This is a genomic window from Sphingobacteriaceae bacterium, from assembly GCA_016715905.1.
GTDB lineage: Bacteria > Bacteroidota > Bacteroidia > B-17B0 > Aurantibacillaceae > Aurantibacillus.
On the sequence record JADJXI010000020.1, the window covers coordinates 446,983 to 465,991 of the forward strand.

General features: G+C 37.1%; 12 protein-coding genes and 1 tRNA gene. 4 read left to right on the forward strand and 9 right to left on the reverse strand.

Annotated features, from left to right (window positions below):
- Window positions 1-169: 169 nt before the first annotated feature.
- The 3 genes from IPM51_17320 to IPM51_17330 are packed head-to-tail and all read right to left on the reverse strand — an operon-like array spanning window position 170 to window position 4,413.
- On the reverse strand, window positions 170-511 hold the full coding sequence (locus IPM51_17320; protein MBK9286059.1) for a cation transporter: 342 nt from the start codon (window positions 509-511) through the stop codon (window positions 170-172).
- On the reverse strand, window positions 504-1,112 hold the full coding sequence (locus IPM51_17325) for a polysaccharide deacetylase family protein (protein ID MBK9286060.1): 609 nt from the start codon (window positions 1,110-1,112) through the stop codon (window positions 504-506). The genes IPM51_17320 and IPM51_17325 overlap by 8 nt, the downstream gene beginning before the upstream one ends.
- Before the next feature lie 34 nt (window positions 1,113-1,146).
- Window positions 1,147-4,413, reverse strand: coding sequence for a DUF2723 domain-containing protein (locus IPM51_17330; protein ID MBK9286061.1), 3,267 nt, complete (start codon window positions 4,411-4,413; stop codon window positions 1,147-1,149).
- A 133-nt stretch (window positions 4,414-4,546) separates the two neighbouring features.
- Here IPM51_17330 and IPM51_17335 point away from each other — a divergent pair.
- Window positions 4,547-4,617: transfer RNA gene (locus tag IPM51_17335), tRNA-Gln, on the forward strand.
- 262 nt (window positions 4,618-4,879) lie between these two features.
- Here the strand turns inward: IPM51_17335 and hppD are convergent.
- The 3 genes from hppD to rimO all read right to left on the reverse strand — a co-directional run bounded on the left by hppD (window position 4,880) and on the right by rimO (window position 8,976).
- Window positions 4,880-6,040 carry a 4-hydroxyphenylpyruvate dioxygenase gene (gene hppD, locus IPM51_17340; protein ID MBK9286062.1) on the reverse strand — a complete coding sequence of 387 codons (1,161 nt, stop codon included), beginning with the start codon at window positions 6,038-6,040 and terminating at the stop codon, window positions 4,880-4,882.
- Between the two features lie 186 nt (window positions 6,041-6,226).
- Entirely contained in the window at window positions 6,227-7,654 is a 1,428-nt protein-coding gene (locus IPM51_17345; protein MBK9286063.1) for a hypothetical protein, read from the reverse strand.
- A gap of 11 nt (window positions 7,655-7,665) precedes the next feature.
- On the reverse strand, window positions 7,666-8,976 hold the full coding sequence (rimO, locus tag IPM51_17350) for a 30S ribosomal protein S12 methylthiotransferase RimO (GenBank protein ID MBK9286064.1): 1,311 nt from the start codon (window positions 8,974-8,976) through the stop codon (window positions 7,666-7,668).
- 70 nt (window positions 8,977-9,046) lie between these two features.
- Here rimO and IPM51_17355 point away from each other — a divergent pair, with 70 nt between their 5' ends.
- The 3 genes from IPM51_17355 (at window position 9,047) to IPM51_17365 (ending at window position 15,417) form a co-directional block, all read left to right on the forward strand.
- Complete coding sequence (locus tag IPM51_17355) at window positions 9,047-10,063, forward strand: potassium channel protein (protein ID MBK9286065.1); 1,017 nt, start codon at window positions 9,047-9,049, stop codon at window positions 10,061-10,063.
- Between the two features lie 888 nt (window positions 10,064-10,951).
- Window positions 10,952-11,920 (forward strand): T9SS type A sorting domain-containing protein, encoded by a 969-nt coding sequence (locus IPM51_17360; GenBank protein ID MBK9286066.1) that lies wholly within the window; start codon window positions 10,952-10,954, stop codon window positions 11,918-11,920.
- A complete protein-coding gene (locus IPM51_17365; GenBank protein MBK9286067.1) occupies window positions 11,917-15,417 on the forward strand; it encodes a tail fiber domain-containing protein in 3,501 nt (1,166 codons plus the stop codon). The genes IPM51_17360 and IPM51_17365 overlap by 4 nt, the downstream gene beginning before the upstream one ends.
- Window positions 15,418-15,765: 348 nt before the next feature.
- Here IPM51_17365 and IPM51_17370 read toward each other — a convergent pair whose 3' ends face one another.
- The 3 genes from IPM51_17370 to IPM51_17380 are packed head-to-tail and all read right to left on the reverse strand — an operon-like array spanning window position 15,766 to window position 19,009.
- Entirely contained in the window at window positions 15,766-16,428 is a 663-nt protein-coding gene (locus tag IPM51_17370; protein ID MBK9286068.1) for a hypothetical protein, read from the reverse strand.
- Window positions 16,419-18,251 carry a primosomal protein N' gene (gene priA, locus IPM51_17375; protein MBK9286069.1) on the reverse strand — a complete coding sequence of 611 codons (1,833 nt, stop codon included), beginning with the start codon at window positions 18,249-18,251 and terminating at the stop codon, window positions 16,419-16,421. Before priA ends, IPM51_17370 begins: the two co-directional genes overlap by 10 nt.
- Window positions 18,251-19,009 carry a ZIP family metal transporter gene (locus IPM51_17380; protein ID MBK9286070.1) on the reverse strand — a complete coding sequence of 253 codons (759 nt, stop codon included), beginning with the start codon at window positions 19,007-19,009 and terminating at the stop codon, window positions 18,251-18,253. The genes priA and IPM51_17380 overlap by 1 nt, the downstream gene beginning before the upstream one ends.

Consider the following 19,009-nt stretch of genomic DNA (forward strand, 5'->3'; position numbering starts at 1 on the left):
GTGAGGAGGCGACCAAAGGAAGCCCCCGCAACCCTAAAAACACAACAAAATTTAAGCCGGCTTGAAATGAAAGCACTAAACGGCGCCCAAATATTTGATAAGACTTAATAAGTTACTATAAATAAACTTTGAATTTGCTTTACAAATAAAATTAAGGAATGAAAGAATATTAATTTTCTTTTCTTTCGTAATGGCAGGCTTCCGGTAATTTTTGATAAGCGTAATCATTGCCAATGTATTCTTCATTATCATAACCGGCGGAGGCCACAGATTTAAGGATGCGCTTTACCGTAGTAACATTGGTATCCAGCTTAACGGTTAAAAGTTTGGAGTTTATGTCCCAATTCGCTTCTACCACACCATCTACTAAAGCAGCTTTTTCGATAGTAGCTTTGCACATTTCATTATTTCCATATACGTGTAATGAGCGCTCTAAAACAGCATTGGAAGGAGTTCCGCAGGCTGCAAAAAGCAGGGTAGAAAATAAAAATATTTTAATAGCGTTAAACATGATTCAGGCTTTTAAAGCTGAACTGCAAATTTGCAAAATGTTTTAGATATAGAGGCAATACATACCTTAAATTTTTCTCAGCTTTTACACTATCGTGAAAAAGTACGATACTGCCCTTAACTGTGTTATTTATAGCGTTTTGAAGGCATTTTTGCGCATTAATTTGCTCATAATCGTATGAAATTACATCCCAAAACACCACTTTATAACCTTTATTTTTGAGCATTTTAAATTGAGACGGCTTTAATTGACCATAGGGAGGGCGAAATAAGGGATTTTTTATTAAAGCATGACAGGCTTCAATTTCTTTTAAATAATCGGCTTGAGAAAGTTTAAAACCCTTAACATGGTGCATGGTATGATTGCCTACGGTATGCCCTTCGGCTAAAATACGCTCATAGATTTTTGGGTATTTTAGAATATTGTTTCCTACGCAGAAAAAAGTGGCCTTGGCTTGATATTTTTTCAGTTCATCCAATACCCAATCGGTAATAATGGGCACCGGACCATCATCAAAGCTGAGATAAATTTCTTTTTGTTCGGTTTTTACATCCCAAATGGCCCCTTTATATATTTTTTTTAAAAAGGCTTTGGGCTGTATGAGTAAAAAGTTTTTCAACTTTTATTTTTTTCGATTACGGATTTGCTTCTTCTCTTTGAGGCATTAATTCTTCAGCCGGAATTATTTTTGTAATTCGGTCCATAAATTCCTTACTCAAATCTTCTTGCTTGAATTGCTGGGTAATACCCGTTAATCTTCTCAATACTTCCTTCGCTTGATTGATTTCTCTACCGAAGGCAATACGATGATTGGCTTTTTGCGAATTATAAATCTTTAAATCTCCTTCGCAAATATCAAATAATTTACGGGCCAGTTCATTGGCCTTTTTGGTTTCATTGATTTGATAATAGGCCGCACAAATGGTAAACAAAGTAGCGTCATAAGGAACGGCTTCATCCGGCATAACTTCCAAGCATTTATCCAACACATCTTTTGCTTTTTTATTTTTGCCCTCGTTAATTAATGCTCCGGCCAAAACACCCATTTGCATTCTTAAATTCCCTACCATTCGGATACAGTTTTCATCTAAATTCACGCCCACTTTATTCATGCCGCCCCAAAGGAATTTATTCATGATATTATCATACATCACTTCGGTGTTCACTCTTCCGCCTTGCGCTTCTTCATCTTCCGTTTGCTCAATAGGCACAAAGCGATAAGTTAATCCTTCCAATTGGAAGAAACGTTTTAAACCCACATAGGCTTCATCACCGGTGGTTACCGCGAAATAAATCGGACGGGTCCAATCGTTATGCGCAACCAAATCCAATACCATTAAATCATTTTTAGTGATGTAACCTCTTCCGCCCAAATCAAATCGAATTTGTTTAACCATTCGGTTGGTATCACTTACATTTATTACTTTATTTTTCATCACCTGCAAACTATCTACATGGAGATAAAACTTTTTGGTGTGTAAAACATCAAATAAATCTCCGCCACCATTATCCACTTTATTATTCGGGTCATCACTTTCAACAAAAGCAATAGCATCTTTCAGATCCATGGCTTTAGGGTCTTGGCCGGTGAAGTAAACCACTTCGCGTAAACTGGCTTGATATTTTTCGGCGGGGATGGTAAATGGTACCGGTGCACTTTCGTAAGCAGCGCGGCGCATTTGATTAATATACCAGTCGGTTTGCAATAAACTTAAATTTACAACGCGCACGTCGGTACGTATACCTTCCACTTCCTGCGCATACCAAAGCGGGAATGTATCATTATCTCCGTTTGTAAATAATATTGCATTGGGCGCACAACTTTGTAAATAATTAATGGCCACATCACGGGATAAAGTTCTTAAAGAACGATCGTGATCATTCCATCCTTCTTTCGCCATAATGCCGGGAACTACTAAACTTAATACAGTAGCTCCAATAGCAGCGCCTTTGCCCGCCATTTTTTTACTGAACAAATCAAATAAAAACATAACGCCAAGTCCTATCCAAATGGCGAATGCATAAAAACTTCCGACATAAGCATAATCACGTTCACGAGGTTGATAAGGCGTTTGATTAAGATATACCACAATAGCCAATCCGGTTAAAAGGAAAAAACATAAAACTACCCAAGCTTGTTGCTTATTCTTTTTAAAGTGAAACCAAATACCTAATAAACCTAAAAGGAATGGGAGGAAATAAAATTCATTATGTGCGAAATTATTTTTATCGCGGTAAATAACTTGCGAAGTATCGGTATCTAATCTGGAATTATCGAATGAAGAAATTCCGGAAATCCAGTTTCCTTCCATGGTATTACGCATTAAGCCTTGCACATCATTTTGGCGACCGGCAAAATTCCACATGAAATAACGCCAATACATAAAATTGAATTGGTAAGCAAAGAAATAATTTAAGTTGGCTGCAAAGGTTGGGATTTCCACGGTGGTAGTTCCTTCATTTCTATCTTCCACTACTTTTGTTTTATGGTGTTCAGCCACATTGCCCCAATACTTGTAAGCTGACTCGTGATGTGATTGGCTGCTATACATACGCGGGAAAATAGTGCAAAATGCAGGATCGTATTTGGGAATAGAATTTTTTCTATCATCAATTATTTTGTATTTACCTGCTTTTTCATCTTTAGCATAAAGAGGATCTCCACTTCCAAATTCGCTACGCGGAAGGGTAGGAGCGTTGTAATATTGACCATACACTAAAGGGAAATCACCATACTGCTCACGTAACAAATAGGAAAGCATGTTGGTTGCATTTTCCGGATCGTTTTCATCCATGGGTGTATTGGCTTGAGAACGTATTACTAAGATGAAAAAAGTAGAGTATCCAATTAAAAGCGTAGCGAAACTTAGGAAAATAGCATTTAAACTAACGGTTTTCTCTTTGTATTTATTAATAAAGTAGGCAAATGCACCCAAAGTAATCAAACGGGTAAACATGCCGCCTTTACTTGGTGCCGCAAATACGGCCAGGGCAGCAAAAGCGATAAAGGTGTAAAAAGCAATTTTGTAATGTTTTTCTTTTTTAGTTACGGTGTAAACTATGAATAAGGTAAGGCTAACAAATAGCAGAATGAAAAACAAAATGGTTCCGGTGTTATACCCCATATTCATTTTATTGGTAAAAAACACCTCGTAATCACTTACAAACTTTACAATTTTAGGAATGATTAAGTTTTGAACCAGGCCTAAAATAAAAACGGATGAAATTCCTGCAATAAAAAATCCTTTCCAGCTGAACTTGTATTTTTTGAAATAGATGACAAATCCGATGGCCGGAATAACCAATAAATTTAATAAGTGAACCCCAATGGACATGCCGATTAAAAAACTAATCAGTACCAGCCAGCGTAATGCGCCAACCGGATTTTCGCTATCTTCTTCATCCCACTTTAAAATAGCCCAAAAAACTACGGCTGTAAAAAAAGAAGACATGGCGTAAACCTCACCCTCCACGGCTGAAAACCAAAAAGAATCAGAAAAAGTATAAGCTAATGCGCCAATTGTGGCGGCCCCTAATACGGCCCATTGTTGCGGTTGGGCCAATTCGCTTACTTTATTGCCTATGGCCCGAATGCCGATTCGTGTGATGGTCCAGAATAAAAACAGAATGGTAAAAGAGCTGCTAAGAGCACTCATAATATTAATCATCATGCCGGCATGCGCAGGATCGTTCCCCCCTAAAAGACTAAAAAAACGGCCAATTAATAAAAAAAATGGAGCTCCTGGTGGATGTCCCACTTCTAATTTATAGGCGCAGGCAATGTATTCGCCACAATCCCAAAAACTGGCTGTAGGTTCAATGGTGCTGCAATACGTAAAAGTAGCAATGGCCCAAACAATCCATCCGATGATATTGTTTAGTTTAATAAAAGGTTTTGTCATCATAATAACGAATGCGAATATAAGCTTTTAGGTGGTTTTTTTTAGAACGAATTTTATCAAAAAATTATTGGGTAAAATGGAAAAAATTGTATCTTTGCGAACTGTTTTTGTGTTCTTTTAACACAATTAGCGATGCCCGATCGTCTAATGGCAGGACTTCGGTTTTTGGTACCGACTATGTTGGTTCGAATCCAGCTCGGGCAACAACAAAACCCCTTCATTGAAAAATGAAGGGGTTTTTTGTTTTTTCTGAGGAGCCTCAAGCTCTGCTTGAAGGCGAGGAAGAAAAAACAAAAAACATTTTTGCGTAGCAAAAAGGGTTTTGTTGTTAGTACCCCCACGAGGATCAGCGACGAAGGAGCTAATCCTCGTGGGTAAAGATTCCTCAAGCTCTGCTTGAAGGCGTGGAAGAAAAAAAAAGCCACGACATTTTTTGCGTGGCTTTGTGTATTGAGTAATGCTTAAATTACAATGTTCCTCTTTTGGCCTGTTCTCTTTCAATGCTTTCAAATAAGGCTTTGAAATTTCCGGCGCCAAAACCTTTAGCGCCCATGCGCTGAATTATTTCATAAAAAAGAGTGGGACGATCTTCCTGAGGTTTGGTGAATATTTGCAATAAATAGCCTTCTTCATCAGCATCAACTAATATAGAAAGTTTCTGAAGCTCCTTAATATCTTCTTTCATCATTTCGCGATGTACGCCTAAACGTTTTGGAATTTCATCGTAATAAGCCTGTGGGGGAGGAGGTAAAAATTCTACACCTCTGGCTCTTAACTCAGAAACTGTTTTGATAATATCATCGGTTGCCAATGCCAAATGTTGTACGCCGGGCCCTTCGTAAAATTCAATGTATTCTTCAATTTGCGATTTCTTTTTTCCTTTGGCCGGTTCGTTAATCGGGAATTTTATTCTGCCGTTTCCATTACTCATTACCTTGCTCATGAGTGCGGAATATTCAGTGTGAATCTGCTTATCATCAAATGATAAAAAGTTTACAAAGCCCATCACGTCTTCATACCATTTCACCCAGGTATTCATTTCTCCCCATCCAACATTACCTACCATGTGGTCAATAAATTTTAAACCAATCGGACTCGGATTATAATCACTTTTCCATTCTACAAAACCGGGAAGAAAACTGCCTTTGTAATTTTTTCGTTCTACAAACATATGCACCGTTTCTCCATAGGTATACACGCCGGCTCTTATTACTTCTCCGTTTTCGTCCTTCTCCACCGTAGGTTGCATAAATGGTTTAGCTCCTCTTTTGGTTGTTTCTTCAAATGCTTTTTTAGCATCTTCTACCCAAAGCGCAATTACTTTTACTCCGTCGCCGTGTTTTTTTACGTGTTCTCCAATTGGAGAATCACTTTTTAATGCGGTAGTTAAAACTAATCGAATTTTATCTTGTTTTAATACATAGGATGTTCTGTCTTTTAATCCGGTTTCTAATCCGGCATACGCATGCGATTGAAAACCAAATGCTGTTTTATAATAATGCGCGGCTTGTTTGGCATTGCCTACATAAAATTCAACATAATCAGTTCCTAATAAGGGAAGGAAATCTTGTGCGCCTTCAAAAATTTTTTCAAGTCCGTATTCTACATTTTTTACTTCTTTAGCCATTTTAATATTTTTTTATTGTAATTTTAAATCAACGAATTTTATGAATCAATTTCTAGTTCAGAAAAATAAATTTTCAACTCCACATAGCCATGGTACTGGCTCTATATAAAAACGTGCTGATTTGCATAATTTCAAAAATAAGAAAAATTTTGAAGGCAGGCTTTAAATTAAGACCAAGAAAATGAATTATTTGACCAGTTCTCGCACTGTTTTTATTTCTAAATCGGTATTATTTAATAAATCGTTGGTGCCATAAAAAACCGGATAGTCGGGCATTATGCCGTGTCCTGTGTTTTTTTGTTTGGTATTATAATACAAATGATAAAGTGGAATAGTAATTTGAATTTTAGATTTCGGAAGTATAAGCCGTGCATTATTCATGGCATTGCTTCCTACCATGTTGCCGCCGGTTTCTTCTCCTATAAAAACTGCATTGCCTTTATATTTTAAATAAGAGCAAGCAACCGCACTCATAGAAAAAGAACCTCCGTTAATGATCACATACACCTTACCTTTATATCGGTTATGTAGTTTAGGAATGCCAATAAAATAATGGCGTAACTTCCAATGTCGAGGTAATGTTGTTGGCATGGCTAGAAACATGACGGGAGTTAAACGTTGCCAAAAACTCATTTTTAATTCGGGATTTATGGGAAGCAGATTTATCTTTCGATCTATGCCAATGGCAAATGGTTTTTTTACCAGATGTCTTAAAAAATAAATTCCTTTCATGATAGAGCCACCTCCGTTTTCTCTCAGGTCTATAACCAGATGCTCAGCCTTCTCTTTTCTTAAAGTTCGGAATGAACGACGCATAAATTTTCGCCATTTCTTACCCTGAAATTTATTAATATCCATCACATAAATATTGGGATTTACAGAATCTTTATATAACACACATTTGGCTTGAGCATGAATGGCATTGTAATATCGGGTTCGTCCATAAACAAAAGTGTCTGTTTTACTATCAATTCCTTTCACGCTTAATTCTTGTTCCTGATTATTCGTGTTTTTAATTTTTAAGTTATACTCGGATTTATATCCAAAGGCGAAGGAAAAAAAGTATTTAAATTGTTTGCGTTGTATGGTTTTTTCTTTAAAAGTGGTATTTCTTCCGTCGGAAAAACTAATGCTGCGAATAGTTTTAAGAATAGAGTCAGATTGTATTCCGTTTATACTGATAACCTCGTTTCCTTTTTGAATGATACTATCGTTTAGTTGGGTTTTAGAAACAAATAGTTTATTTCTACTGATAATAATATCGATTGGTAAAATGGGACGGGAAACTTTAATATTTTTTTTATTGGGGGAACTTTCGGCGGTATGTCCGCAACCGATTTTTTGTACAAATTGCCGCACATAAAAACGAAATTGCGTTTGTGTTAAACCGGTATCGATTTGTGATTTGAGTTGTTGTTCAAATAATTTGAGGGAGTCTTTGCTGATGTATTTATAAGGATCGGGATGATATTTGGTTAATTTTTTCCGGAGGAATTGTAAATCATCATGCATATCGGCAACACTAAGGTATTTGTCGCCAATTGAAATACTGTCTTGTGCCCGGGAAATTAAAACATTGGTCAGATAAAATAAAATGAGAAAGTAATTCTTCATTTTCTGGTTTTTTAAATCAACTCGCCGTATAAATCAAAGTCGCTGCTATCGGTTATTTTTACTTGGGCAAAGTCGCCAATTCGTACGTAGGTATGATCATCTGCTTTTACCAGCACTTCATTATCCACTTCCGGACTATCAAACTCCGTTCTTCCAATAAAGTAATTATTTTCTTTACGGTCAAATAAAACGCGGAATTCTTTTCCGATTTTATTTTTGTTCAGGTTGAAAGAAATTTCCTGCTGAATTTGCATAACCGCATCCGCTCTTTTTTTCTTTGTTTTTTCGTTCACATCATCTTTTAAATTAAATGCGTGTGTATTTTCTTCATGCGAATAGGTGAAAATTCCTAGTCTATCGAATTTGGTTTCTTCCACCCATTTCAACATTTCGGCATGGTCTTTTTCTGTTTCTCCGGGATAACCCGCAATTAAAGTAGTTCTAATGGCAATGCCGGGTACCTTATCTCGAATGGTTTTAATTAATTCAATGGTTTTTTCTTTGGTTGTGCCCCTTCGCATACTTTGCAGCATGTTATTGCTGATGTGTTGTAGGGGAATATCCAAATAATTGCAAACATTGTTTCGTTCGCGCATCACGTCTAAAACGTCCAAAGGAAAACCGCCGGGAAAAGCATAATGCAGGCGTATCCAATCAATACCATTAACATCACTTAACCTGCTCACTAAATCAGCCAACTCTCTTTTTTTATAAATATCCAAACCGTAATAGGTTAAATCCTGCGCAATCAAAAGCAATTCTTTGGTGCCGTTAGCGGCTAGTTTTTTAGCGCGATTCACCAGCTCCTCTTTTTCAACTGAAATATGTTTTCCTCGCATTAATGGAATGGCGCAAAAACTGCAAGGACGATCGCAACCCTCACTCACTTTAAAATAAGCATAATGATTGGGCGTAGTTAATAATCTTTCGCCCACCAGTTCGTGTTTATAATCGGCTTTTAAAGTTTTGAGCATGCGCGGAAGTTCTCTGGTTCCGAAATAAGCATCCACCAATGGAATTTCTTTTTCCAAATCTTTTTTATAGCGCTCGCTCAAACAACCGGTTACGTACACCTTTTCAATATGCCCTTCTTTTTTTGCTTCCACATATTTTAAAATGGTATCAATACTTTCCTGTTTGGCGTTTTCAACAAATCCGCAGGTATTAATAATAACGATATTATGTTCGCCCTCGCCTTCATGTTCCACATCAAACTTATTGGCCTTCAATTGTCCCATTAAAACTTCACTATCTACCAGGTTTTTACTGCATCCCAGTGTTACCACATTAATTTTATTTTTTGCAGTTGTTTTGGTTTTCATATAATTTCGTACTTTGTTAGGGTGTAATGTTGCATTTTTTGGCCACGCAAAGATACATTATCCAAACAGCATGTTAAAACTTTTACGGGAATATAATCAATTGTTAATGCCCTTTTACCTGATGAATGGCTTATTGTTATTGGGTACAATTGGTTATGTATGGATTGAAGGATTTACCTGGATGAATGCCTTTTACATGACTGTGATAACTGTAGCCACTGTGGGTTACGGTGAAGTACAGACTTTGAGCGAGGCGGGGAGATTTTTTACCATCTTTCTTATCATGACAAGTTTTGGTACATTTGCCTATGCGGTAAGTTCAATCACCCGCTTAGTGACCGATGGAGAAATAAATAAATTCTTTAAACAAAGAAAAATAAAGAAGATGATAGGACAACTGGAAGGACATGTAATTATTTGTGGATTCGGGCGAAATGGACGCCAGGCAGCGCATGTATTAAAAAAACACGACAAACGTTTTGTAGTGATTGAAAAAAACGAATCTGTTACTGGAAGCATTACTCATAAGTTTTCGGATTTAATTCTGAACGGCAATGCAACCAGCGACGAAATGTTACAAGCGGCAGGGATATTAAAATGTAGTGCATTAATAACCACGTTGCCTACAGATGCAGATAATCTGTTTATTGTTTTAACTGCGCGTTTTTTAAATCCTAAAATAAATATTATTTCAAGAGCGAGTGATGATGGCAGTGATACCAAATTAAAAATTGCCGGCGCCAACAATGTAATTATGCCCGATAAGGTAGGTGGCGCACACATGGCCAGTTTGGTTATGAAACCCGATGTGATGGAATTTATTGATAAAATTACTGCGCAGGGCGGAGAAAATATTAATCTGGAAGAAATTACTTTTGAAAGCTTAACCGATAATTTTAAATCCAAAACGTTAAAGGAGTTGGAAATCAGAAATAAAAGCGGGGCCAATATTATCGGGTTTAAAACTGCAGACGGGGAATTTATTGTAAATCCAAGTGCAGATACACAAGTTATTCCCAATTCGAAAGTATTTGTATTAGGAACCAATGAGCAGATTAAAAAAATGAAATCTATTCTTTCGGAGTAAGGGGTTTTTGGTTGGAGAGTTTTTTGTTTTTATAATTACTGAATGTGACGCCTGCCTGCCGGTAGGCAGGCCCGCCTACCGTTAGGTATGGTTGAGCAAACTGCCGCTGTGGAGAATTCTGATTCCCCAGAACAACCCAAATTTTTAACCACATAGTTGCATAGTTATTTTTTCGAGTTGAATTGTAAGATTAGATTTACATAGGAAAGTATTAAAATAATTTTTAAGAATGCGCACTTTCCTACCGGAAATAATAAAGTTTCATTCTAAACCATAAAAGAAATAAAAGATCATAAAAGGGTTTTTGGTTGGAGAGTTGTTTGTTGCAAGTTTTTTGTGTTTGGATTTTCCCATTGTCACTTCGAGTAGCCGAAGATGGAAATGGTCATCGGCATATCGAGAAGTGATTCTCCTTATGCAGTTCTCGATACGCTTCACTTCGTTACGCTACTCGAACTGACAGCACCATTGTCACTTCGAGTAGCCGAAGATGGAAATGGTTATCGGCGTATCGAGAAGTGGTTCATTGTTTCCTATAAAGCTCAACAAACAATCTCTGTTGAGTAATTCATTTAAATCACTTTTTGCCTTTCGTGTGTTAAAGTTGTGTTGAATTTATAATTAATAAAACTTTACATAATTGTTTATTGTGTAATTTTTGGGATGTAAGATTTATTTTGTTTTTGTAAAAACTATCGCCATCTGTTTATAAAATGTTCACAAAATCAAAAAAAAAAAAAACGCTATTTGAACTTACATTGGAGTTTAATTTGTCCCCGGTACTTGGCCTCTTTGTACTGTTACTTTTTGCACTCGGTTCTTATTGTAAAATAGATACTATTTGATTATATTAGCTCTACTGCGCATAAGTAGTGTAGTATAAACTATATGAGAAATAAAATAATAATAATTGTTTTGATAAGCGCGTTTAAAATAAATGCTCAAGTGAATTTGGTACCGAACCCGAGTTTTGAGAGTTATACCTATTGTCCATTTGGTACAGCCCAATTAGATTGTACTAGTAATTGGTTTTTTGCCGCCGGGTCAACAGACTATTACAACGCATGTTCTCCACAAGGTAATATGTCTGTCCCATATAATGTACGAGGTTTTCAATACGCATCTTCCGGTGAAGCCTATATTGGTATGATTACGCTAGGTCTGAATGAACCTAACCCACCATATTATCGTGAACCAGCAATGACTAAATTAAGTCAGGCTTTATCCATCGGTACAAAATATTTTGTTTCTTTCAAGGCAGTTCTAACAATTAATGACTTTGAAGCTTGCTGCGCCTCCAATAAGCTTGGAGCTCTCTTTTCCAAGGTACCATATTCGATTACTGATAAAGCTCCAATTAATAATTTTGCTCATGTTTATACAAATTCAATAATTTCTGACACACTTAATTGGACAATGATTGCGGGTTCTTTTATTGCCGATTCGGCATATGAATACATTACTATTGGAAATTTCTTTTCTTCACCAAATACTTCTTTTATTGATTATAAAAATGACTTTCCAGCAACGTCTGCAGCATACTACTACATCGACGATGTGATAGTTTCTACAGATTCCGATTTTGTTTATTCAAACATTAAGAAGACTCCGTTTAATTTAAACAGTTTAAATTTATATTTTAACTCAACGAACAATACCATATTTGTTGATACCGATTTGAATGACTATTTATGTTTAGAGTTAAAGGACATATTGGGTAGAACAATTTATACAACAACTTTTCACGCATCATGTCGCGTTGATTTCTCAGCATTTATAAGTGGAACTTATATTGTGCAAATAATAGATCTAAAAAGAAAATCACTGCTTAAAACAAAAAAAATAATTAAACTATGAAAAAATCTATTTTGCTATTAACCCTAAGCATCGTCTCAGCAACTCCATTATTCTCTCAGACTAATTGGCAGAAAAACGGCAATAATCTTAATCCACCTGGCGCACCTCCTACTATTGGTTCAGATATAACTTGGAATTCCCAAATTAAATTTATTACAGCAGGAATAGATAGAGCTATGTTTAATCCAAATGTTACCAATATAATTAATGGCCAACCTGCAATACCTCGTAATGGCTTTTTGGGCGTTGGTAATCCTTTATTTTTCATGCCCCCTTCTTTCAGTGGAACGGGCCCTTTTAGCGTATTGCATTTAAATGGTGATAACAGCCCTATTAATGGTCCACAACAGGCTGGTTATCGAAATTGGATGCACTATGGTATTGTGAGCACACACAATAGAGATTTAATGTTTATGGGTCAACGTTCTAATGGTGCTTATGATGTTACCGATGCCGTTTTTGCCTGGGCAGATAATAATGTTCAAGATAATATGGTATTCACTTTCTTAACCGAAGGTGGCCCTGGCCCTGGAGATTTAACCGGTTCAGGCCCTAACGGCCGGGAAATTGTTCGTTATACGTCCGGCGGTAATGTTGGCGTAGGTCCAAGATTTAACGGAGCCTTTGCACCACAAAGTACACTTCATATGCATAGAGAAAATTCATCAAATAATTTCCTACAAATCACAAATCAGGCAAGTCCTATAGCCGGTAATCCTCTTACAAATGCACCTGGGCCAACTGCCGTAGGCGGACTAGATGGACTTAGACTGGGAATTGATGCCCCAAACAATGGATATTTGGTAAATACGGAAAACAGACCAATAATTTTTGGCACTAATAATGCCGAAAGAATGCGTGTAATGAACATCACTAATCTAACAGTTCCCGTAGGTCCGCTTAATCCAGGTGGTCTTGTTGGTGATTTAACACGGGTATCTATTTCACATAATCCCGCTACGCCTGTTACAAGGCCTTTGAGTCTTTTACATCTTGGTTATAATACGGGAAATATTGGAAATCCGGTAGCTACAGATGGATGGAGGCCTTGGATGGATGTGGGGATGTTCGTTTCGCGATCTACCGATAATGTATACATTGGTCTTAAACAAGAAACTAATATTATTGGAGGGATAGATAGATTTGATGCAGTGCTCTCATGGGGAGATAATATACAAGCTAGTCCTCCGCCCGGAATTATTGGGCCGGACAGATTTCGAATTATTTTCACCACTCCACAGGTTGCTCCTTTTGCCGGACCCGGAGCAATGGGTGGCGTAAATGGTCTTGAGTTTATGAGGTTTTTCCCCAACACACTTGCGGGTAACACTATTGCAGATCCACGAATTAGTATAGGAGATTTTCAATCGATGACCCCACCACAAGATCCAAACAATACCGTAGAGATTAATACAACGCTTGGTGCGCCACCACTTAGTTTAGGTGCAGGCGTTGGAAATCCAGGAGTAGTTCCCGGTTCATGGCCAGGTTCAACAGGAGCAAGTGGACTGCGCTTTAGAGATTTAACTAGCTTAAGTGTTCCTGTGCCAACTGCGGCATACACTTCTGCTACAATCAATCCAACACATGTACTAACGGTTGATGGTAATGGTGATGTTGTGAAAATTGTGCCTACAGCCAGTGTACTAACCAACAATGGAATTTCAACCACATCCTTAGGTATTGTGCAATTAGGAATAAATTGTCCGGAAACGAATACGGTAATTATTACAAATTTCCAATTAATCAACGATAGGCAGATACCTATGAATAATTTTAATTTTTGTTTTAATAATCCGGTTTCACCCAATACGCCCTTTGGCGCGGCCGGAAATAGAGTGGGGATAGGCACCAATAATTGTACACCTGGGAATAGATTGGAAGTAAACAGAAACACGGGTACTAATCCAACAAGCGGATTAAGACTAACGGATCTGGCAGGTGCAGCACCATTACCAACAAACAATCAGGTATTGAGCGTGAATGCCAGCGGAGATGTTATTTTAACCACGGTGCCGACACCAACCGGAGGAACGGGTATAGGAAATTACTGTGTTCCCGGTCCTTCAAATCCTTTAACTGGCGATTATGAAATTCCATTAGGTACTTTCCGCTTGTTTTATCCCGGTCAATCTGTTATTCAACCTTCAACCGGATTACAACAAGATATGGTATCTATCGGTTATCCTTGTAATTCTATTTTACCTGTTTCAAAATTTAATGTACTTGAACAGCAAACAACTCCAAATATAACTTATGATAATTATGCAGGGTATTTTATTAATTTAAATCCTGCAACAACAAGTGGAGGGCCATTAAATGGTGGAGTTTACGGAGAATCAAAAGGAATTACTCCACCTGATCCAATTACAGAACCGCTGAATGCCGGAGGTGTATTTGAGGCGGTAAATGCCGCTTTTAATGTTGGGGTTATTGGAAGAATTGCTAAAAATTCAAAACCCAGTAAGTTTACAGGAGCCGGAGGATATGCCATTGGTGGTGCATTCATGTCTGATTCGAATTCAACAAACGGTTTTTTTCCGGTAGACAATTATGGGGTTTACGGAAGGGCAACCAATTCTCCGGGGTTTAACTATGGCGTATATGGTGAGGTAGATGGCAACGTTTCTCCAATAAATAGTTATGCAATTTATGGTGAAACAAGATTAACCGGAATTATTCCGGGTGGTCCACCTCCGCCACCGGTGGGAGTTACCTATGCAGGATATTTTAATGGCGATGTATATATCGCAGGATCTTATGGTCCCAGTGATGTTGCATTGAAACAAAATATTGACTCTATAAGCAATGCACTTGGAATAATTAATCAATTAAAACCAAGAACATTTAATTTTAATCAACAAGGTTATCCGAGTATGAATTTGCCTGCAGGATTACAATATGGTCTTGTAGCGCAGGAAACCGAAACAATTTTACCTGCCGTAGTAACAGAGAATATTCATCCTGCCAAATATGATGGAAATGGGAATTTGATTGCGCCACAGGTGAATTTTAAAGGACTTGAATATCAGCAATTGATACCAATTATTATACGCGCTATGCAACAGCAACAAAAACAAATTGAAAAGCAAGACTCCTTAATCCAAGTCCTCACGCAAAATATAAACGCGTGCTGCGAAAATCAACAAGCCAAACAAACCGGGGTTAATGGTAATAATCAGCAAGCTCAAGAACAAATCCTCAATCAATTAAATGTTGATTTAAGTGATAAAGATGTAATTGTACTCAATCAAAACATTCCAAATCCTTATGCAGAACATACTATCATCACATACAATGTTCCGGCACAATATGGATTTGCACAAATCATTTTTAAAACCATTGATGGTAAAATCATTAAAGCCGTTGATATTGAGAAAAAGGGCAGGGGCCAACTCAATGTATTTGCCGCTGATTTAACTAACGGTTTGTACATATACACCTTAATTGTGGATGGCAAAGAAATTGATACCAAGAAAATGGTGAAACAGGATTGATTTAGATAGTGAAAAGGTAAAAGCGGTAAGTTAAAATTCAAAAGAGGAAATTCAAAAATTATAGGTTGATTCGGCAACTGGGTTTTGCGCCAACGACTGAACGTAAAGCCTTACGCAGTAATTTGCCAAAAGTTTGCGGAGCGAGGAGGCTTTTACCATTTAGGTAAAAGACCCCGCAGCCAGACAAACTTGGTAAATTACAAGTAAGCTTGTAGTGAAGGCGTGTTCGGCGCCCAAATAATTACTATCTCGTTCGAGCCGGTTTAACCACAAGGAAATAAGAAGGCATAAAGTAATAGACAATTTTTTATGTGACCTTTGTGGTTAAGTTTTACTACAATATAAAAACTACACCGGATCTACATCAATCTGCACTCTGAAATTCCATTTTTTGTATTTAAGGTGAAGTTCATTGATGGATTCCGTAATGTGTTTACGAATAACAAGTGAAGCTATATTTTTTTCAGCTTTGATTAAAAGTAATTTGTGGTAATAGTTGCGAACGCGAGATACCAGCGGAAATTCGGGCCCTAAAATATTTTTTCCAAAGTGCGGCAGCAATAAATTTAAAAGTTCCTGCGCTAAATGATTTACTTCATTCACATCTTTACCAATCACATCCAGTTCAAACAAACGCGAAAAAGGAGGATAATGATACTGCATTCTTTCCTGAATAATTTTATCGTAAAATTCAGGCAAATTATTTTCAATTACATTTTCCAATACGATATGCTGAGGTCGGGAGGTTTGAATAATTACTCTTCCTATTTTATTTCCCCGTCCTGCTCTTCCTCTTACCTGCGTAATCATTTGAAAGGCTCTTTCATAGGAACGGAAATCGGGGAAATTTAATAGGGAATCGGCATTTAAAATACCAACCAATCCCACATTGTGAAAATCCAATCCTTTAGTAACCATTTGCGTCCCGATTAAAATATCAGTTTCCCCATTTTCAAAATCATCAATTAATTGTTTGTAGGCGTATTTACTGCGGGTACTGTCTAAATCCATGCGTGCAATTTTAGCTTTGGCAAAAGAATGGCCGCCTCTTCTTCTATTTTTTCTGTCCCCATGCCTTTCAATACCAAATGCGGACTGTTACAAGAAGGACAAACAGAAGGCGGAGCAGTGGTATAACCGCAATAATGACAAGTTAGTTTTTCATTTTGTTTGTGGTAGATGAGGGAAACATCGCACTGCACACATTGGGGCACGTAAGCACATTGTTTACATTCGGTATAAGGGGCAAAGCCTCTGCGATTTTGAAAAAGGATGATTTGTTCTTTGTTCTGTAAAGATAAATTGATCGCTTCAAATAAAGGTGGTGTAAAAGAAGAATTATTTTGATTGGCGGCATGGTATAACTTAGTATCGTAAATTTCTATTTGTGTGCCCCCTTTTGCGGCAAATTGAATGGGCAATTCTATTTTTATATATTTTTCTTGTTTACAATTTACCCAAGATTCAATAGAGGGTGTTGCACTGCCTAATAAAACATTTGATTGGTGTATAGTTGCCAAATACAAAGCGGCATCGCGTGCATGATAACGGGGAGCAGGATCGTGTTGTTTAAAGGAAGCATCATGTTCTTCGTCGACAATAATTAAACCCAAATTTTGATAGGGTAAAAACAAAGCTGAACGTGCACCAATAATAATTTTATACTGTTTTTCCTCTTGATTTTTAGGGGGGATTAAAATATTATTCCAGATTTCCACTCTTTCATTTTCGCTGAAACGGGAATGATACACGCCCACCGATTCGCCAAAAACGGCGCGCAAACGAGTAATAAGCTGCGTGGTTAAAGCAATTTCAGGAACCAGATAAAGTATTTGCTGATTTTTAAGGAGCGCATCTTTAATCAGTTGAATGTAAATTTCGGTTTTACCGCTGCCTGTAACGCCGTGCAACAAAACCGTTTTTTTATTTAAAAATTGCTTTTGAATTTCTTCGTAAGCGTTTTGTTGTGCTTCACTTAATTTTTTATCTTCTGTATTTCCTTTTTCAAAAAGTAAGCGACCGGTTTCAAAATGCTCCTCTGTTAGAATACCTTTTTTAATTAATGCATTTAAAGCACTATTGTCGATGGATTTTGTGAGTGCTGATTTTTTAATCCATTTATTCAGTTCATCTTCCTTTTGTAATTTAAAATAGAGGAGCAGAGCTTCGGCTTGTTTGAATGCTTTTTTTTCGAGTTGATCCAATACCTCTTTAAGTTTGGTTTCAGGCTTGTATTCTTCTGAAAGTTGTATATAGCTTACCAGTTTAGGTTTATACTTATCCTTTATTTCTTCATAAACTACAATGGCATTTTTAATAATTAATTTATGAATGATAGGGTGCGCCGATTTTATTTTTAAATGGGCAGCCGCGTCTTCAAAACTTAAACTTTCATTGAGGTGCAATAAATCTAAAAGTTCGTGCTCCCTGTCAGTAAAAAATGAATGTTCAGTTTCTTCAAAATTAAATTCGGGATTTAACTGCAGTGTAGAGGTGCTGCTTAATTTTAATCCGGAAGGTAAGGCGGCGTTCATCACATCACCCGGTGCCGCACAATAATAAAAAGAAATCCAATCCCAGAATTTAAGTTGAGTTTCGGTTACAATCGGGAAGTCATCCAACACGGCGTCGAGATATTTTGCCGTACGTTCGGTCGGAGCAGTTTGATGAACTTTATAAATGATACCGGTATAAATTTTAGTTTTACCAAACTGAACTAATACTCTTTTTCCGGGCACAACCATTTCATTCATTTCTTCCGGTACACGATACGTGAATTTTGCCGGAATATTCATGGGCACTATAACATCCGTAAATAAAGTAATTTTCTCCATCAACTAATCAAGTAGGCTAAAATAATACCCGTTGCCATCATTAATACTTTGGCTACATTGTATTTGTGATGATCGCTGGTTTCAAATAATATGGCGGTTGATAAATGAAGAAATATACCAATAACTAAAGCAAAAGCTGCTTTGCTGTACTCTGCATATCCATTTATTCCAATAGACTGCATCACGTAACTGAATAGAAATCCCAGGGGTGTCATCACCGAAAACAAAACAAGGTATAAAATAGTTTTGGCGCTGCTTTTCTCGTGTTCTTTCAGTAATAAAACAAAAGCTATAGAAATGGGTATGTTATGAATAATTAATCCATAAATAAGCTGGTGATTAATGCCCTGATATTCGTTGGATGCCTCACTGTAATTATAAAGTGGCAATCCTTCCAGAAAAGAGTGTAAAAATAACCCAACAATAATTCCCGCCGGTAAATGATTATGACAATCGTGACTGTGTAAATGAACATGGCCGTGTTCTATTCCGGTACTAAACGTATCAATGATTAATTGTAAACAAAATCCAAGAACAATAAACAGGCCAATTAATTTTACGTTTAAGGAGGAACTGTTTTCGGGTGTGGCGGCATAGGCTTCAGGTAACAAATGGATAATGGATACTGAAAACAGATAAGCAGCGCTTAAAGCCAATAGTAATCTTAAATTATCGGGTTTTATTTTTGTTTTAAAAGCAATTCCGCCCGCAATTAAAATGGGACTGATTAAAAGTATGATGGCCAGGGTTGTATTCAT

Bases quoted from the DNA above. Each gene is read 5' to 3' on its own strand.
- IPM51_17330 (MBK9286061.1), bottom strand. From the start codon at position 4,413: ATGACAAAACCTTTTATTAAACTAAACAATATCATCGGATGGATTGTT.
- IPM51_17360 (MBK9286066.1), top strand. From the start codon at position 10,952: ATGAGAAATAAAATAATAATAATTGTTTTGATAAGCGCGTTTAAAATA.
- hppD (MBK9286062.1), bottom strand. From the start codon at position 6,040: ATGGCTAAAGAAGTAAAAAATGTAGAATACGGACTTGAAAAAATTTTT.
- rimO (MBK9286064.1), bottom strand. From the start codon at position 8,976: ATGAAAACCAAAACAACTGCAAAAAATAAAATTAATGTGGTAACACTG.
- priA (MBK9286069.1), bottom strand. From the start codon at position 18,251: ATGGAGAAAATTACTTTATTTACGGATGTTATAGTGCCCATGAATATT.
- IPM51_17355 (MBK9286065.1), top strand. From the start codon at position 9,047: ATGTTAAAACTTTTACGGGAATATAATCAATTGTTAATGCCCTTTTAC.
- IPM51_17320 (MBK9286059.1), bottom strand. From the start codon at position 511: ATGTTTAACGCTATTAAAATATTTTTATTTTCTACCCTGCTTTTTGCA.
- IPM51_17345 (MBK9286063.1), bottom strand. From the start codon at position 7,654: ATGAAGAATTACTTTCTCATTTTATTTTATCTGACCAATGTTTTAATT.
- IPM51_17380 (MBK9286070.1), bottom strand. From the start codon at position 19,009: ATGAATACAACCCTGGCCATCATACTTTTAATCAGTCCCATTTTAATT.
- IPM51_17365 (MBK9286067.1), top strand. From the start codon at position 11,917: ATGAAAAAATCTATTTTGCTATTAACCCTAAGCATCGTCTCAGCAACT.
- IPM51_17370 (MBK9286068.1), bottom strand. From the start codon at position 16,428: ATGGATTTAGACAGTACCCGCAGTAAATACGCCTACAAACAATTAATT.